The following is a 17,467-nucleotide window of genomic DNA, read 5'->3' as shown; positions in this document are numbered from 1 at the left end:
TGCTTTTGTTAAATGAACGGTCAATTAGCATCCCTAACAAAAAGAAGGTACTGGTGCCAATTCCATTTTCAAATGAAAAATATGATTTTTCAACGGTTTACGGCGGGCAGCTCTACGAACAGAGGACATTGACCTATCAAATAAAAATCAAGAATACAATCTATGGCACGAAAGAAGCCATGAATATGGCTAAAACAAGTGCTATTAACTGGCTAATGGGTACTACTGGACTCGCACCTCTATATGACGATGCAATTCCTGGTTTTTATTTCCTAGCCGAAGTCCAAGGGGATAGTGCTTTTGAAGAGGATTGGGCGCATGGTGTGCTAAAAATTACATTCACAGCCTATCCCTTCATGATTTCCGAGAAAGCTGAAGGAAGCGATATCTGGGATGAATTTAACTTTGAACTAGACGCATTCCAAGATATTGCTTTCGATGTTAAAGGTTCGCTTGATATTCTATTGGTCAACACAGGCATCAGCTTGGCACGACCAGAGATTACGTCGACCAGCAACATGACATTGACTATGCGGAATCAACAGTTCAGTATTATTCCAGGTAGTCGTGTATATGACTTTTTCACACTCGAAAAAGAGAATGAAATTCGCATCAAAGGAAACGGCAGAATCTCGTTCAAATGGTTTAAGGAGCTGATTTGATGTATGCAGTTAGTTTGATTAACGGTGCCAACGTGACACCGATACACGATTCAATGGCTGGCGGGAATAAGCTCTTGTCGGCCATTATTAAGTTTGAAATCAATAAGATTGCCCAGTTTGATTTCCAGTTTTTGCCAAACAACGCTGGTTACAAGGCTCTTATCAAGCCTTTACAGACCATGGTACAAGTAGTCAATATGCGGACAGGTAGAGAAGTATTTTACGGTCGTATCGCCCCAATCACAAATGACATGGCAGAAAGTGGAGTGTTTACATTTGCATACAATGCCAAATCGGAGCTTGATTTTCTGAACGACAGCAAACAAAGGCAACAAATTTACCGCGGGAAGAAATCTGATTTTGTAAAACAAGTCTTGAAATTCCACAATGACAACCTGGAATCTTATAAGGAATTTTTGCCAGGTGATTTGACAGACCTAATCGCAACAGGCGACCACATGGAAGCCGATGTAGACCCTGCCAAGTCGACTTTTGCCACATTGACAAACCTTATCCTGAACGAGTATGGACTGGAACTACAAATTCGCAAGGAGAATGGGAAGAGATATCTTGATTTTAAGAAGCAGATTGGTGTTGACAGCGACACGGAAATCAAGCTCTCTGTCAATCTATTGTCATTAAAGCAGCATATCAACCCAGAGGGCATCGTATCTCGCCTGCTTGTATATGGCAAGCAAAATAGTGAGACAAATCAGCGTGTCAGCATTGCCTCAGTCAACAACGGAAAAGACTACATCGATAGACCTGATTTGATTGCCGAGTATGGTATCAAAATGGAGACTGCCACGTTTGATGAAATAGAGAACCCTGTTGCTCTAAAACAGGCAGGAGAAAGCCAGCTAGCCACTCAAAAAGCTGTAGCTTATCAATACTCTGTTTCAGCAGTCAACTTATCGCACATCAACCCGAATTTTGACGAGTTTGAGGAAGGTAACACATATAGGGTTATCAATCCTGTTATGTTTATCGACGAGCGACTGAGAGTTGTTGCTCGACAGATTGATTTGTTAAATGTTGAGAGATCTAGTTTGACGATTGGAGAAAAATTTAAGTCTGCGGAAGAGTGGCAGTTAGATAATATTCGTAAGCGAACTCGGCAATTAGTTACAACTAATCAGCTTAAAGAGCAACAGGCAAGATTGGAAGAAGTGCGAGTTATTGCTAATGCAGCTGCAGAGACAGTTGAAACTGTCAATAATACCGTGAACGAACAGTCTAGCCAACTCTTATCTACTCAAGATAAGAAAAAACTGGATTATTTGCTAATTTCAAAGAAAGTTGACTTAGATGATCTATTGAAACGAATTGAAAATCTAGAAAGGAAAGTTTAAATGGGAATTGACCAATATTTAAAAGTTATCAAGGAAGGAGTTTTTGGTCGCGATGTTCGACAAGCTATTCATGACGGTATAGAACGAGTCTATGAAGATGCAACATTTGATGGCAACACAAATATGGAAGTGGCTAAGGCCAGAGGTACCTTTGACCATCTATCCGATAGATTCTCTACGATTGATAATATTATCAATTCAAAAGCAGACGAAGCTGAAATAAAAGCTATGCTTAATAATATTCTAGACGGAACTCCTAAAGGAACATATCCAAATGTTTCAGCTTTACGTTCAGCAAAGCCATCTGGTGATAAAGGTATTTATGTTACAACTGATAACGGCCACTGGAATTACTGGGACGGAAGTTCATGGGCGGATGGTGGTTCATATCAATCGCCAACTGACGGCGTTCCTAATCAGTTCGGCGTAATTTTCGACGGATTATTAACTATTGATCGTAAGACTAAAACAGTATCCTTAAAAAAAGATACATGGATTTCGTTTGGAAATAAAAATTATGCTCCAAATGCTAATTTGAGCATTAGTTACGAACCAACTGGATTGTCAGAATATGTTGTTTACGACTTCCAAAATAAAGGGTTAACCGTGATGACTTTGGCGAACGTTAAGAACATCACGTCAACGCAAGTCATACTTGCTATTATGTATAAGGGTACTTTACATTATCCAGTTAATTCTATGTTCGTTAAGACAATTGGCTACTCAGAATATACGCAGGATAGCTTAATCGGTTCGGTTGTACAAGGCAAAATAATCTATGACAATTATTCAAAAACGTTTAGTTTTAATGGTTTTGGAGAACAGAATGAGATTATTGTTTCAAAAGGGACAAGTTACTACTCGATAAAAGAGCATGAAAATCTTCAAGTTAGTAGTGGATACTTGCATCATCTTATTTTGGATACTATAGAAAATAAGTTTAAGCTAGTAAAGAGTTCAGTGATGTCTAATGGAGCAACTTTTACAAGCAAGAATACAGACATTTTGATTGCATCAGTATATCTTGAAGAACTCACGCATTATTCTAGTAATAATTTTATTCAGACTACAAAATCATTACCAAATAATGGATGGCAATTGGAAGAACTGATTGTCGACCTTCAGACTAAAAAAACTGTTATTGTGACGCTGGGAGATAGCACGACTGATGGCTGGAGGACTTCAAATTACACCAGCAACAACGATAATATTAATAATCTAAAAGACGGAAATAATACATATTCTGGAATACTCAATAATATTATTAATCAACAACGTGGTTACAATTTCGATCATAAAATTTATAATCGAGGTTTTTCTGGAAAAAATATTAGCTGGCTCCGTCAAAATTTGGATGCCGTTCTATCTCCGATACATGAAACAATTGATTATGCATTTATTGCTATGGGTATAAATGACATGGTATATGATGCTAGTAAGATTAAATCATTTCGAGACGATCATATCAATGTTGTAAGTCGATTGTTGGCAAAAGGAATTAAACCTGTACTAATGAGTACTCAAGCTGAATTTGAGAATTACAAACGATTTGGTTCGAAGATTAATGCGATCGCTGACAACATCAAGAAGGATTTAGCCAAAGAATTAGGATTACCATTCATTGATTATAATGCTGGCACAAGTAATATTTTGAACCATTCAGAATACAAGCTCAAGGATTTAATTCCAGACATGTGCCACTTTGGAGATCTTGGTCATCAAAAAGGGGCAGAATTCTTAGCTAGTCAGTTGATTCCTCAAACGGTATTTGTTTCAGGTGTTAGTAAAATTGTGTATCAAAATAACAAAGTGGCATCTGATTTGAATTATTCAGATTATTTGACTGATGAACAAAAAGATGTGAAGTGGATTACTAGAACTGACGGCTTCGATTTAGAAGGACAACTAAATTCTACTCAAACAAAGACAATGTTTGAGGTTTCGGTTTATATTGAACGTCCGTCAATTGTCCGCTATTTTGGAGACAACGTGATTCTGACATCAAATGGTCAGACGTTATCAGACGGAGCTACGCTCGATATTGGTTTTTATCGAATTTCAGCCAAAAACATCCCTGGAGTTGCTAGTAAATTCCGTGGCTTGAAATTTAATCTGAAAGAAGTATAGACAAAGGAGGTTGTATGCAAATCGAATTTTTCAATTTTTTAAGAAGTGTCGTACAGACCGAAGATGGTTTGGTCTTGTACGCTCTTGCTTTGATTGTTTCGATGGAAATCATTGATTTCTTGACAGGGACAATTGCTGCGATCGCAAACCCTGACATCGAGTATAAGAGCAAAATCGGCATTAATGGACTCCTTCGCAAGATTTTAGGAGTCCTTTTACTGATGATCCTTATCCCGATGTCCGTGCTCTTGCCTGAAAAGACGGGCTTCGCATTCTTGTACTCGATCTATCTCGGATACATCGCATTTACTTTTCAATCACTAATTGAAAATTACCGCAAACTAAAAGGGAATATCACTCTTTTCCAGCCAATCCTGAAAGCATTCCAACGATTGCTTGAAAAAGACGAAGACAAAAATAAAGGAGAATAACACATGCAACAAATCAATGAAATCATCATCAATGCAGCAATTAGCGTTCTTGTCGTTTTGGCTAGTATTGCAGTCAAATCAATCAAGGAATACCTGATTAAAAAAGGCGGTGAGCAATCTGTCAAAATCGTCGAAATCCTTGCCAAAAATGCGGTCAATGCAGTCGAGCAAGTTGCTTCTGAAACTGGCTTTAAAGGTGAGGAGAAGCTGGAGCAGGCCCGCGATAAAGTCAGAGCTGAGCTTAGCAAGTACAACATCAGCATGACTGATAAGGAACTTGATACATTTATCGAGGCATCGGTTAAAGAAATGAACGATGCATGGAAAGGGGCAGATAATGTCTAAAAAACAAGATATGATTAGGGACCTTATGGCTCATGCTGATGCAGGCACTGGGGTAGATTATGACGGAATGTACGGCTATCAATGCGCTGATGTCACCTGTTACGGTATCTATGAATATTTTGGTATTCGTCTCTGGGGTAATGCTATCGATTTGCTACGCTCAGCAGAAGCAGCAGGATTGCAAGTTGTCTATGGTGCTCAATATCCGAAAGCTGGTTGGTTCTTTGTGAAGAACTTCGTAGCAGGCGATGGCGTGAACTACGGTCATACCGGCCTTGTCTATGCAGATTCTGACGGGGATACTATTCAGACAATCGAACAAAATATCGATGGCAACTGGGATTATCTTGACGTTGGTGGACCTTGTCGATACAATGAACGCTCAGTCAATTCGATTGTAGGTTATATCGTACCACCTCAAGAAGACCAAACAGGATGGAAACACGATGATACTGGATGGTGGTGGAGTCGCAAAGATGGCTCTTACCCTACTTCAAAATTTGAAGCAATCGACGGTAACTGGTTCTATTTCAATGATAACGGCTATATGTATGCAAACCAATGGCTGCATCACACAGATGGCAATTGGTACTGGTTTGACAAAGACGGCTACATGGCCAATAGCGGATGGAAGAAGATCAATGGCAAATGGTACTACTTTAATCGTGATGGCGCTATGCAGACTGGCTGGGTTAAATACTACGAGAAATGGTATTACCTCAATTCAGAGAATGGCGATATGGTGTCAAATGCATTCGTCCCTTACAACGGTGGCTACTACCTCATGCTTGAAGATGGTCGATTGGCTGACAAGGAAGCGTTCGCTATCGAGCCTGACGGCTTAATTACCACAAAATAAAAATAAAGCATAGAAAGGTTTTCAAAATTTAATTACACTTGACCGCTAGCAGTTCGCTGGCGGTTTTTTGTTTGTTCAAAATAAAAAAGCAGTGATGAAGCTCACTGTTTTTCTTGTAGTGTATGGGCGTAAGAAGTCATGCTGATAGCATGTTTTAAACGCATGTTCATAATATCTGATACACCATTTTTATACTTATCTACTGCCTGAATAGATACGCCACAGTTTTTGCTGATAGCATAGGCTGTGGCGTTGTCTAAAAGCCAGCGGATAGCTTTAATATCTACTGACATATATTACCTCATAAAATACCAAACTGCAAATAGAAGTAGAAGAAGTCCGATAATAAATTCAACTTTTTCACGCTTGGTGGTTTTTCTAATTTTTAGATTTACTTTCATTGTTTTTCCTGTTATAATTTAAGTACACCCCCGAAGGGGCGGATAGTGATTTCTCACTATCCAATTTCTAAGTGCCATTCAAAGCTGATTATAAATAAGTTTATTTTGATGACTATCTTATTTGTTTTGACTTTGAGTGGCTTCTTTTTGAACTTAAACATTTTGTTTTCCTTTCTACTAGTTTCCTTGTCTAAGGTTTCCTCCTTAACCTTATGTATCTATTATACAACTAAAGTTGTATAATGTCAATAGTTTTGATGAAGTTTTTTTAAATTTTTTCAAAAAAAAAAAAGACCTTGTCCAGAGGTCGGGGAGTCGGAGGGGACACCCTCCAATGTAAACTATTAGAACTAAATTGCAGCCTTCTCAACTATACGGGCAAAGGTGAGTATGAAAATGAATACGAAGATGAATACGATTTAAAAAAATGACGAAAAATAACGGAAATGATTTTAAATAAAAATAAGCAAAAACTAAACTATTGATAAGCAACAGAAAGCATTAGTAAACATTTGTCACTTATACCATAGTTCGTGACAGTTCCTGTTTTTTTTGATAGAATCATACAGTATGCCCTTGGGTATAAAGTAAGAACTGGGACTGTCTTTCCCAGCTTCGGAGGTAAAAAATGTCAGATTCGCCAATCAAATATCGATTGATAAAAAAAGAAAAACACACAGGAGCTCGTTTGGGTGAGATTATCACCCCCCATGGGACCTTCCCAACGCCTATGTTTATGCCAGTAGGGACTCAGGCAACGGTCAAGACTCAGTCGCCAGAAGAATTGAAAGAGATGGGGTCAGGAATTATCCTATCCAACACCTATCACTTGTGGCTTCGCCCTGGGGACGAACTCATTGCCCGTGCTGGAGGTCTTCACAAGTTCATGAATTGGGATCAACCGATTTTAACAGATAGCGGTGGCTTCCAAGTGTATTCTCTAGCGGATAGCCGTAATATTACAGAAGAAGGAGTAACCTTCAAGAATCACCTCAACGGTTCTAAGATGTTTCTTTCACCTGAAAAGGCTATTTCTATCCAGAACAATCTAGGCTCAGACATCATGATGTCCTTTGACGAATGTCCCCAATTTTATCAACCTTATGATTATGTAAAAAAATCGATTGAACGTACTAGCCGTTGGGCAGAGCGTGGTTTAAAGGCTCACTGTCGTCCACATGACCAAGGTTTGTTTGGGATTGTACAGGGGGCAGGATTTGAAGATCTTCGCCGTCAATCAGCTCATGATCTTGTAAGTATGGACTTCCCAGGCTACTCTATCGGAGGACTAGCAGTTGGAGAAACCCACGAAGAGATGAACGCAGTTTTGGACTTTACGACCCAACTGCTTCCTGAGAACAAACCTCGTTACTTGATGGGAGTAGGAGCGCCAGATAGCTTGATTGATGGTGTTATCCGTGGTGTCGATATGTTTGACTGTGTCTTGCCGACTCGTATCGCTCGTAACGGGACTTGTATGACCAGTCAAGGTCGCTTGGTAGTCAAGAATGCTCAGTTTGCGGAGGACTTTACACCACTTGATCCAGAGTGTGATTGCTACACATGTAAGAACTACACCCGTGCCTATCTTCGTCACTTGCTCAAGGCTGATGAAACCTTTGGTATCCGCTTGACAAGTTACCATAATCTCTACTTCTTGCTCAACCTCATGAAGCAGGTTCGTCAGGCTATTATGGATGACAATCTCTTGGAATTCCGTGAGCATTTTGTTGAAAAATATGGCTATAACAAGTCTGGACGTAATTTCTAAATTTAACTTAATGTTAGCTAAAAATCCTAAGTTTTATCTTAGGATTTTTCTGTTTTTTTTGATAAAATAAAGGTATTATGGATTGAAAATTAGATGGCTTTTTTGCTAATCTAATGAATGGAGAATAAACTCGTATGCGTATTAAATGGTTTTCCTTGATTAGGATTACAGGTTTGCTTTTGGTACTCTTGTACCATTTCTTTCAGACGCTTTTCCCAGGAGGTTTCTTTGGTGTTGACGTCTTCTTCACGTTTTCAGGTTTTTTAATTACTTCACTATTATTAGAAGAATTTGGACAAAAAGGGAAGATTGATATCTTAGGATTTTTTAGAAGACGTTTCTATCGGATTTTTCCACCAGTTGTTTTAATGATTCTTGTCATCATGCCATTCACCTTCTTGGTTCGTCAGGATTATGTGGCAGGAATCGGTGGTCAAATTGCTGGTGTTCTAGGATTTATGACTAACTTCTATGAAATGCTGACAGGAGGAAGTTATGAATCTCAGTTTATCCCTCACCTCTTTGTTCACAACTGGAGCTTAGCTGTTGAAGTTCATTATTATATCTTGTGGGGTTTAGCAGTCTGGTTCTTGTCCAAACATGCAAAGACAAGTGGACAACTACGAGGAATGATTTTCCTACTTTCCTCAGCAACCTTTATGATTAGCTTCCTTTCTATGTTTATTGGTAGCTTTATCGTTAGCTCCTACTCAACACTCTACTTCTCAACTTTGACTCATGTTTATCCATTCTTCTTAGGAAGTGTGCTTGCGACCTTGGTAGGTGTTCGTCATGTAACGCCTCTTCTCAAACGTTTAAATAGAAGCTTGGATTTGAGACAAACCTTACTAGTCTTTGGGGCGGGTCTAGGAGTCTTGCTCTTATTGACCTTCTTTGTAAAATTCAATTATCTCTTTGCCTATTTGTTTGGTTTCTTGTTGGCAAGCTTGGCTGCGCTTCTGATGATTGTTGCAGCACGACTGTTGCACGAGAAAACTCCGACAATCGAAGAACCAAAGGTTATCAGTTTTTTAGCAGATACCAGCTATGCTGTTTATCTTTTCCACTGGCCGTTTTATATTATTTTCTCTCAATTGATGGGGAATATACCGGCAGTGATTCTAACAATTATCTTCTCTTATCTCTTTGCTACCCTTTCTTTCTATATGATCGAACCTTTCATTGCAGGGAAGTCTAGTAAACTCTTGCGAATGGCAGAAGAAATTCCGCACATCAAACCAATCTTTGCTGGTAGTGTTGGAGTTCTTAGTTTGATTACCTTGGTTGTGATTCTGATAGCTCCACAAGTAGGTGCCTTTGAAACGGATTTGATGGTTACTGGGCTCAATCAAGCCCTAACTAATATTACTCGAACAAAAACGATGGCCGATCAAGCAGAAGCCAGTCGCTACAACATAGCTGATGGCGTGTCCATCATTGGAGATTCTGTCACCTTGCGTGCTTCAGAAGGACTGAAAGAAATCTTACCAGATGCTCAGATTGATGGTCAGGTCAGTCGAAATACTAAACAAGCAAATGCATTGATGCTGAATTACAGTCAGAATAAAGCCTTGCCTAAAATTGTAGTCATCGCGACTGGCGTTAATAATCCTGAAGATTATAAGGCTGATTTGGATCTACTGATAACAAATCTTCCGAAAGGGCATCAACTTGTTCTAGTTACTCCATACGAGGGGGATACAACACAGGAAACTCAACCTTATGTAGAACAATATGCAAACTATGCGCGTGAACTGGCACAAAAATATCCATATATAGCACTAGCAGATTGGAACCAAGTCGCCAAAGATCATCCAGATATTTGGAAAGGGACAGACCAGGTTCACTTCGGTAGTGATACGACCAAGCAGGATGAAGGAGCAAAACTTTACGCAGAAACCATTAATGCTGCCGTTAAAGCTCTTGCAGACAAACCTGTCAAATCAAAATAATCAATCAAAAGTAGAGATTGTATCTCTACTTTTTGCTTTAAAGAGAATTGGGAAAAACTTGCCAAATTGTCAGAATTATGAGAAAATAGGTGCAGTCTAAAAATGGAGGGAATGCAATGAGAGAAGATATCAAAATCAATAACCGTGCTCTATCATTGGAAGATCAAATCATTGAAGTGCTCGAAAAAGTTTATGATACAGATGTAGAGTTAGATGTATACAACCTTGGATTGATTTACGAGATTGACTTGGACGAAAATGGCCTTTGTACAGTTGTTATGACCTTCACTGATACTGCCTGTGACTGTGCAGAAAGTCTGCCAATCGAGATTGTGGCAGGTTTAAAACAAATTACTGGGATTGAGGATGTCAAGGTTGAGGTTACCTGGTCTCCAGCATGGAAGATTACACGCATTAGTCGTTATGGGCGTATAGCTCTAGGGCTACCTCCACGATAATGATTTATTTTGAAAATATAAAAAAGCAAGCCAGTTGAGGCTTGCTTTTGATTTGCTTATTTTTTACCAGATTGTTCCATATTCCAGAAATCTGTAACGGCACCACGTGATGCAGAAGATACGGTATGGGCATACTTACCAAGGACACCACGGCTATAGAGTGGTGGCAAGGTTGTTTCTGCCTTGCGTTTTGCAAGTTCTTCATCGGAAACGTCCATGGAAATTTCTTTAGTATCTTGGTCAACCGTAACAATATCGCCTGTACGAAGATAAGCAATTGGTCCACCATCCTGAGCTTCAGGAGCAATATGTCCGACAACGAGACCATAAGTACCACCAGAGAAACGGCCATCTGTCAAGAGGGCAACCTTGTCTCCTTGGCCTTTACCAACGATCATTGATGAAAGTGATAGCATTTCAGGCATACCAGGACCACCCTTAGGACCAACGAAACGAACAACGACAACATCGCCATCAACGATTTCATCTGACAAGACAGCTTGGATAGCATCTTCTTCAGAGTCGAAGACCTTAGCTGGGCCAACGTGACGACGAACCTTAACACCTGACACCTTGGCAACTGCACCGTCAGGAGCAAGATTACCGTTCAAGATGATAAGCGGACCGTCCGCACGTTTAGGATTTTCAAGTGGCATGATGACTTTTTGACCTGGAGTAAGATCTGCAAAGTCAGCCAAGTTTTCAGCGACAGTCTTACCAGTACATGTGATACGGTCTCCATGAAGGAATCCATTCGCCAACAAGTACTTCATAACTGCAGGCACACCACCGACTTCGTAAAGATCTTGGAAGACATACTGACCAGAAGGTTTCAAATCGGCCAAGTGAGGTACACGTTCTTGGATGGTATTAAAGTCCTCAAGTGACAAGTCAACATTAGCTGCGTGGGCAATAGCAAGCAAGTGAAGAGTAGCATTTGTAGAACCACCCAGAGCCATAGTCACTGTAATGGCATCTTCAAAGGCTTCACGAGTCAAGATATCTGAAGGTTTGATACCAAGTTCAAGCATTTTGACAACTGCACGACCAGCTGCTTCGATGTCTTCTTTCTTATCAGCAGATTCAGCTGGGTGAGAAGAAGAACCTGGCAAACTCAACCCCAAAACTTCGATAGCAGTAGCCATGGTATTAGCTGTATACATACCACCACAACCACCAGGGCCAGGGCAGGCATTACATTCCAGACGTTTCACATCCTCAGCTGTCATATCACCGTGATTCCACTTACCGATTCCTTCAAATACAGAAACCAAGTCAATGTCTTTGCCATCCAGTTTTCCAGGGGCGATAGTACCACCGTAAGCGAAAATAGCTGGGATATCCATGTTGGCAATGGCAATCATGGAACCAGGCATGTTCTTGTCACAACCCCCGATAGCGACGAAGGCATCCACGTTGTGACCACCCATAGCAGCTTCGATAGAATCCGCGATGATATCACGAGACGTTAGGGAAAAGCGCATACCCGGTGTTCCCATGGCAATACCGTCGGCTACGGTAATAGTCCCAAACTGCACAGGCCAAGCACCAGCAGATTTAACCCCTTCTTTAGCCAATTTCCCAAAGTCATGCAAGTGAATATTACACGGTGTGTTTTCTGCCCAAGTCGAAATGACCCCAACAATCGGTGTTTCAAAGTCCTTATCTGTCATACCAGTCGCACGAAGCATGGCACGGTTAGGTGATTTTACCATGCTGTCATAGATGCTGCTGCGGTGACGTTTATCTAATTCTGTCATTCAAGTCCCTCCCATTTCAGTTTGTTCCATTATAGCACAATTTTTACATGAATAACAGAAGAAAATTTTTAAATTTTCAGACAATTCAGCAGTGTACGATAAAAAAATACAACTTTTTTTGTCAAGTAACTTTACTTTACAAAAAAGTTTTGATATACTATTAAAGTTGATGAAAATCAAACCTAACTGAAATTATATCTTAAAAGGAGAAAAACGAAATGGCAGTACCTGCACGTCGCACATCAAAAGCGAAGAAAAACAAACGTCGTACACACTACAAAGTAACAGCTCCATCTGTAAACTTTGACGAAACTACTGGAGATTACTCACGTTCTCACCGCGTATCACTTAAAGGATACTACAAAGGACGTAAGATCGCTAAAGCTGCATCAGCTGAATAATAGAAGGGAGATACCATGCGCGTAAATATTACACTTGAACACAAAGAATCTGGTGAACGCTTGTACCTTACTTCTAAAAACAAACGTAACACTCCAGACCGTCTTCAATTGAAGAAATACTCACCAAAACTTCGCAAGCACGTTGTGTTTACAGAGGTTAAGTAAGCATTCAATACGAATCAATACATAAGAAAAACGCTTATTTTAAGCGTTTTTTCTTTTTTCCAATTTCAATACATGTCACTATATTTCAGTTCAATCTCTACCTTTTTCGCCTCTAACTTGATTGATGTTATCGACTTGTTATTTATTTTATCAATGTACATTTGACGAAAAAAAGAATACAGGACAAACAAATTCCTGTATTCTTAAAATAACTTAGAACAGATATGATAATGATACGACTAACATGATTATAGCGCAAATTATTTTTACGATTTTTACATATTGTTGTTTGAACAATTTATCAGAGAAAAGACTCAAAATAAGAGCAATCCAAAACACGGTAGTTCTTAAAATAAAAATAGTCATGTCTCGTACCCCTTTCGTTATTTTGTAAATCCAATAATTGATTTAAATAGTCATTAGTTTACCTGCAAAGATGTTTATCTTCTCTATAAATCCCTTTTGTCATTAATCGGTATTTCTATCTATCTTAATTATACTACTAACATCATTATTAAACCAATAAATGTATTTATTTTTATTGCTCCTGTTTTTGAGAGCGCTTGAAATATGTTATAATAAAACTAGATTAAATTTTTGGAGGAAAACCGTGGGAAATTTCATTGAGCTAGTCTTTCATCGTTTCTTTTTGGGGATGATTGCGACGGCTTATTTTTGGTTATTGACACTAGCAGGAGGAGTGGTCTTTGGTATAGCACCCGCTAGTGCAACTCTCATGAGTTTATTTGCTGAAAACGGATATTCTTACCGTGCTTATCGTTTCAAGGAAGCATGGGCTTTATTTAAGAGCAATTTTGTCAAAAGTAATCTCAGTTTCTACACCTTTATAGGGATTGACTTCATCTTGATTTATGGCTTGTATCTGATGATTCAGTTGCCAAACCAGACCATTATCCACTTGGCAGCAACATTTCTAAATATCTTTTTAGTAGCCTTGGTATTTTTGGCCTACACGGTATCTTTAAAGTTACAGGTTTACTTTGAATTGTCCTATAAAAACACCTTAAAGCTCGCCTTTATCGGAATTTTTATGAGTTTATCAGCAGTGGCCAAGGTTCTGCTTGGTAGCGTCTTGTTAGCCATTATTGGCTTCTATATGCCAGCCCTCATCGCTTTTGTAGGTATTGGAATGTGGCATTTCTTTATTAGTGATTTATTGGAGCCTGTTTATGAGAGTATTCATGAAAAATTGGCAACAAAATAATACCAAACAGTTTCGTCTCCACTCACTTCTTAGGCTTTATAGCCTAGTCATGATTGTTATCATCACTTGTTTTGCTCTCTTGCTCTCCTATGTTTACTGGGATATGCGTGAAAAAGAAGCAAGTCGAGTCAGTCAACGTGTCTTGGCTCGGACGGTCGACGAGGTTGAATACTATTATCGTGAATCCACTCGCCTGGCTCAAGGTTTGGTAGAAAATCAAGCTCGGATTGAAGGAATTTACAAATATTTTAGCCTCAGCACGCCGGATTATTTTTACTGGCAGTTAGAGCGCAAGGCGTCTCCGTATATTTCGGTTTCTATTTATGAAAATATCGATGATATCTACGTGCGAAATGATTTCGTGAGTGGTGTTGCGATTGTTCTACAGGATTCAACGGACGTCTTTGTATCCAAGAGAGATAATCGTAGTGGACAGAAGATTCCGGCTGAGAGCTTTAAACCGGATGCCAATAGTTTTGCCGTTCCGGTATCTGATCCAGTATCAGACCGGGCCCTAGGGGTTATTTATATCTCAGTGCCACCGGAAGTCCTCTATAAGGCGATTGATAACACTAGAGGAATCGTTCCAGTCGCTGTTTCTGTCATCACGCCCTATGAAACAGATATGTTCGATTTGGGAGAAAAAAGGACTAGAGGTTCTTGGCTTGTAGGAACAACAGCGCATGGTTATCAGGTTCAAGTGGCCGTGCCTCAGAACTATGTTTTAAATAGTAGTTTAGCGAGTTCAGCTCTCATTATTGGTTTGAGTGCTCTCTTTATCATCATCTTATATGTCACCCTAAGAAGAACCTTTTCTGATTATCAACTTCAGGTTGTGGACTTGGTGGATTCGATCCAAGCCATTACTAAGGGAGAGCAAACCAAGAGGATCAATACCGACAAAAAGGATCAAGAATTGCTTTTGATTGCTGAAACGACAAACGATATGTTGGACCGGTTGGAAAGTAATATTCACGATATTTATCAACTGGAACTCAATCAAAAAGATGCCAACATGCGTGCGTTACAAGCTCAAATTAATCCGCATTTCATGTATAATACTCTGGAGTTTTTGCGGATGTATGCTGTGATGGAGAATCAAAATGAACTAGCAGATATCATCTATGAGTTCAGTAGTCTCCTACGCAATAATATTTCCGACGAGCGAGAAACGACACTCAAACAAGAAGTGGAGTTTTGTCGGAAGTACAGTTATCTCTGTATGGTTCGCTATCCAAAATCCATTGCATACGGATTTAAGATTGACCCTGAATTGGAAGAAATGTGTATTCCAAAGTTCACCCTCCAACCTTTAGTGGAAAATTATTTTGCTCATGGAGTTGACCACAGAAGAACAGATAATGTGATCAGTATCAAAGCCTTGAAAAAAGAAGGCTATGTCGAAATCCTGGTAACAGATAATGGTCGTGGGATGTCTGCTGAAAAACTAGCAGAAATTCAAGCTAAACTGGCTCAAAGAACCTTTGAACACACAGCAGATTATAGTGGGAAACGGCAGTCTATTGGGATTGTGAATATCCACGAACGCTTTGTGCTCTACTTTGGAGGCCGCTATAACATTAGTGTAGAATCTGCTGAGCATGAAGGTGTTCACTATCGAATCACCATTCAGGATGAAGAGAAAGGATAAACATGTATAAAGTACTATTAGTAGACGATGAGTACATGATTACAGAAGGGCTCAAGCGTTTGATTCCTTTTGAAAAATGGGATATGGAAGTCGTCGCAACAGCTAATCATGCTGACGAGGCTTTGGACTATGCTCGAGAGCATCCCGTAGACATCGTCATTTCTGATGTCAACATGCCTGACAAGACAGGTCTTGAAATGATTGGGGAGATGAAGGAACTATTACCAGATGCTTACTATATCCTTCTTTCAGGCTATCAAGAATTTGACTATGTCAAGAAAGCCATGAACCTCAATGTCGTAGACTATCTTGTCAAACCAGTTGATAAGGTCGAGCTAGAGCACTTACTTGAGAAAATCCTCGGTCAGCTTCGTGAGAAAGTGCATGAACCAGAAATGTTAAGCCAAAAATTAGATGAAGAAGCATTTAAGACGCATCTCTCTCAAAAAGAAAACTGGTGGATTGGACTTTCCCAGGAAAAACAAGGGGATTTTGTCATTCCTTACTACGTCCTAGGTCAAGACTGGCAAATTGTGATTGCAGACCAGAAATTCGACGGTTTACTCGTTCTACCTTTTGAGGCGCCTTATCAAGCCAACTTTGAAAAATGGAAGTTTGACGCTGAAAAAGCACTTTTCTATGGAACTGTAAATCTAGATCAGTCTAAAAGTCTCTTCTCATATTATGAACCTATCTATCGAGTTATTATCCAGGGAAATCTTCAGCAGATTATCGATGAGTTAAACCTACTCGAGAAGATTGTGCTAGAAAACACACCAAGGGTATCCATCACCAAGCAACTCTTTACTCAGTTTGTTATGGATGTCTTCCACCTCTTCGAGCATCTGAAAGCAGATGATATGACAGATATCGTCAAGAATATTCATGCCATCACAAACTTTGAGGACTTAGTCGCTTATACAAAAGAAACCTTGACTTCCTTCTTTGGTCAATACCGCATGAATGAAAATGTCGTCAGTGTTCTCGAAGTTATTGGTAGAGATTACAAAAAAGAGTTATCTCTCAAGGATATCAGTAAGGACCTCTTTATCAACCCTGTGTATTTAGGGCAGTTAATCAAGAAGGAAACCAATTCAACCTTTGCGGAACTTCTCAATAAGCAACGCATCAAGGCTGCCCAGCAACTCTTGCTCTCTACAAACGATAGTATTGAGGATATCTGCTATACGGTTGGGTATAGTAATGTAGGGTACTTCTACAAGGTTTTTCGAAAACTATGTGGAAAGTCTCCGAAGGCCTACCGCAAGCAGATCGAGGTCACCCTCTAACTTTTGTTATCCATCTTAAAATATGCTATAATAAATTCAAAAATATGAGGAGGTTGCTTTTATGAAAAAGAAACCAATCTATCTATGGGTTTTATTAGTCTTATCAGCGATTAATTCAGCCTTGGCAGTAGTTGGAATATTCACTCCAGTACCTAGTAAGGACGCACTTCGTGCTAGCCAAGGAAATGTTGGGACACTTAGTGCTCAACAAATAGAAGATGCTGTTAACTATGCCCACCAAGTGTCAGAGTTATCTCACTCTATTTTTAACACGATACTCATTATTCTATCTGCTATCCTAGTTGTAGTAGCCTTTGTTTTCTTAATTCGTAAGAACCTGCAGTTGGCAAACTACACTTATGTTGGATATGCCTTACTAGCTATTGTTGGACTAGTCCATGACAATATGAATCTACAAGATGCTATGCAATTGATTAAAGATGACACCCTACGTTTAGGAATGGAAGTCATGTCAAAAGTAACCACTATCATATTCATCGTCATCAATGTTATCTTTTTGGGAATCGTCTTCTATAAAATATGGCGTCAGCAAAAAGAATTAACAGAATCTCAAGAGGAAGAACTCGCCTAAGAGTTGACAAAGGATAACTATCAAGA

At 39.4% G+C, this 17,467-nt stretch carries 17 protein-coding genes; 15 read left to right on the top strand and 2 right to left on the bottom strand.

Annotation, left to right across the window (positions count from 1 at the left end; all coding sequences use genetic code 11):
* Window positions 1-53: 53 nt before the first annotated feature.
* From QM857_RS04080 to QM857_RS04055, 6 genes are read left to right on the top strand one after another with little or no spacing between them, the layout of a single operon-like run.
* Window positions 54-662 carry a phage tail protein gene (locus tag QM857_RS04080; RefSeq protein ID WP_414275139.1) on the top strand — a complete coding sequence of 203 codons (609 nt, stop codon included), beginning with the start codon at window positions 54-56 and terminating at the stop codon, window positions 660-662.
* The gene (locus QM857_RS04075) at window positions 662-2,014 is read left to right on the top strand and encodes a phage tail protein (protein WP_414275138.1); all 1,353 of its coding nucleotides are present in this window, start codon (window positions 662-664) and stop codon (window positions 2,012-2,014) included. Before QM857_RS04080 ends, QM857_RS04075 begins: the two co-directional genes overlap by 1 nt.
* Window positions 2,015-4,141: an SGNH/GDSL hydrolase family protein gene (locus QM857_RS04070; RefSeq protein WP_414275137.1), complete on the top strand. Its 2,127-nt coding sequence runs from the start codon at window positions 2,015-2,017 to the stop codon at window positions 4,139-4,141.
* Between the two features lie 14 nt (window positions 4,142-4,155).
* Complete coding sequence (locus QM857_RS04065) at window positions 4,156-4,572, top strand: phage holin family protein (protein ID WP_414275136.1); 417 nt, start codon at window positions 4,156-4,158, stop codon at window positions 4,570-4,572.
* A 3-nt stretch (window positions 4,573-4,575) separates the two neighbouring features.
* Window positions 4,576-4,917, top strand: a complete 342-nt coding sequence (locus QM857_RS04060) for a phage holin (protein ID WP_414275135.1) — start codon at window positions 4,576-4,578, stop codon at window positions 4,915-4,917.
* Window positions 4,910-5,776, top strand: a complete 867-nt coding sequence (locus tag QM857_RS04055; RefSeq protein ID WP_414275134.1) for a CHAP domain-containing protein — start codon at window positions 4,910-4,912, stop codon at window positions 5,774-5,776. Before QM857_RS04060 ends, QM857_RS04055 begins: the two co-directional genes overlap by 8 nt.
* A gap of 101 nt (window positions 5,777-5,877) precedes the next feature.
* Here QM857_RS04055 and QM857_RS04050 read toward each other — a convergent pair whose 3' ends face one another.
* Window positions 5,878-6,069, bottom strand: a complete 192-nt coding sequence (locus QM857_RS04050) for a hypothetical protein (protein ID WP_000109864.1) — start codon at window positions 6,067-6,069, stop codon at window positions 5,878-5,880.
* Window positions 6,070-6,805: 736 nt separating this feature from the next.
* Between QM857_RS04050 and tgt the strand changes: the two genes are divergently transcribed.
* The 3 genes from tgt to QM857_RS04035 all read left to right on the top strand — a co-directional run bounded on the left by tgt (window position 6,806) and on the right by QM857_RS04035 (window position 10,358).
* On the top strand, window positions 6,806-7,948 hold the full coding sequence (tgt, locus tag QM857_RS04045) for a tRNA guanosine(34) transglycosylase Tgt (RefSeq protein ID WP_301559860.1): 1,143 nt from the start codon (window positions 6,806-6,808) through the stop codon (window positions 7,946-7,948).
* Window positions 7,949-8,082: 134 nt separating this feature from the next.
* On the top strand, window positions 8,083-9,900 hold the full coding sequence (locus QM857_RS04040; RefSeq protein WP_414275133.1) for an acyltransferase family protein: 1,818 nt from the start codon (window positions 8,083-8,085) through the stop codon (window positions 9,898-9,900).
* Between the two features lie 116 nt (window positions 9,901-10,016).
* Window positions 10,017-10,358 carry a metal-sulfur cluster assembly factor gene (locus tag QM857_RS04035; protein ID WP_414275132.1) on the top strand — a complete coding sequence of 114 codons (342 nt, stop codon included), beginning with the start codon at window positions 10,017-10,019 and terminating at the stop codon, window positions 10,356-10,358.
* Window positions 10,359-10,414: 56 nt separating this feature from the next.
* Here QM857_RS04035 and ilvD read toward each other — a convergent pair whose 3' ends face one another.
* Window positions 10,415-12,118, bottom strand: coding sequence for a dihydroxy-acid dehydratase (ilvD, locus tag QM857_RS04030; protein WP_414262547.1), 1,704 nt, complete (start codon window positions 12,116-12,118; stop codon window positions 10,415-10,417).
* Window positions 12,119-12,336: 218 nt separating this feature from the next.
* On the opposite strand from ilvD, the gene rpmF reads away from it, so the two are divergent.
* From rpmF to QM857_RS04000, 6 genes are all read left to right on the top strand, one after another.
* On the top strand, window positions 12,337-12,519 hold the full coding sequence (gene rpmF, locus QM857_RS04025) for a 50S ribosomal protein L32 (protein WP_000290417.1): 183 nt from the start codon (window positions 12,337-12,339) through the stop codon (window positions 12,517-12,519).
* Between the two features lie 15 nt (window positions 12,520-12,534).
* Window positions 12,535-12,684: a 50S ribosomal protein L33 gene (rpmG, locus tag QM857_RS04020; RefSeq protein WP_001265622.1), complete on the top strand. Its 150-nt coding sequence runs from the start codon at window positions 12,535-12,537 to the stop codon at window positions 12,682-12,684.
* A 610-nt stretch (window positions 12,685-13,294) separates the two neighbouring features.
* The gene (locus QM857_RS04015) at window positions 13,295-13,909 is read left to right on the top strand and encodes a YesL family protein (RefSeq protein WP_042759558.1); all 615 of its coding nucleotides are present in this window, start codon (window positions 13,295-13,297) and stop codon (window positions 13,907-13,909) included.
* Window positions 13,887-15,560 carry a sensor histidine kinase gene (locus QM857_RS04010; protein ID WP_414275131.1) on the top strand — a complete coding sequence of 558 codons (1,674 nt, stop codon included), beginning with the start codon at window positions 13,887-13,889 and terminating at the stop codon, window positions 15,558-15,560. The genes QM857_RS04015 and QM857_RS04010 overlap by 23 nt, the downstream gene beginning before the upstream one ends.
* A 2-nt stretch (window positions 15,561-15,562) precedes the next feature.
* Complete coding sequence (locus QM857_RS04005; protein ID WP_414275130.1) at window positions 15,563-16,849, top strand: response regulator; 1,287 nt, start codon at window positions 15,563-15,565, stop codon at window positions 16,847-16,849.
* A 61-nt stretch (window positions 16,850-16,910) separates the two neighbouring features.
* Entirely contained in the window at window positions 16,911-17,441 is a 531-nt protein-coding gene (locus tag QM857_RS04000) for an ABC transporter permease (protein WP_414275129.1), read from the top strand.
* Window positions 17,442-17,467 lie beyond the last annotated feature (26 nt).

It is taken from the genome of Streptococcus infantis, assembly GCF_047463315.1.
Lineage (GTDB): Bacteria > Bacillota > Bacilli > Lactobacillales > Streptococcaceae > Streptococcus > Streptococcus infantis_AB.
This window is presented reverse-complemented; position numbering and strand designations above follow the sequence as displayed.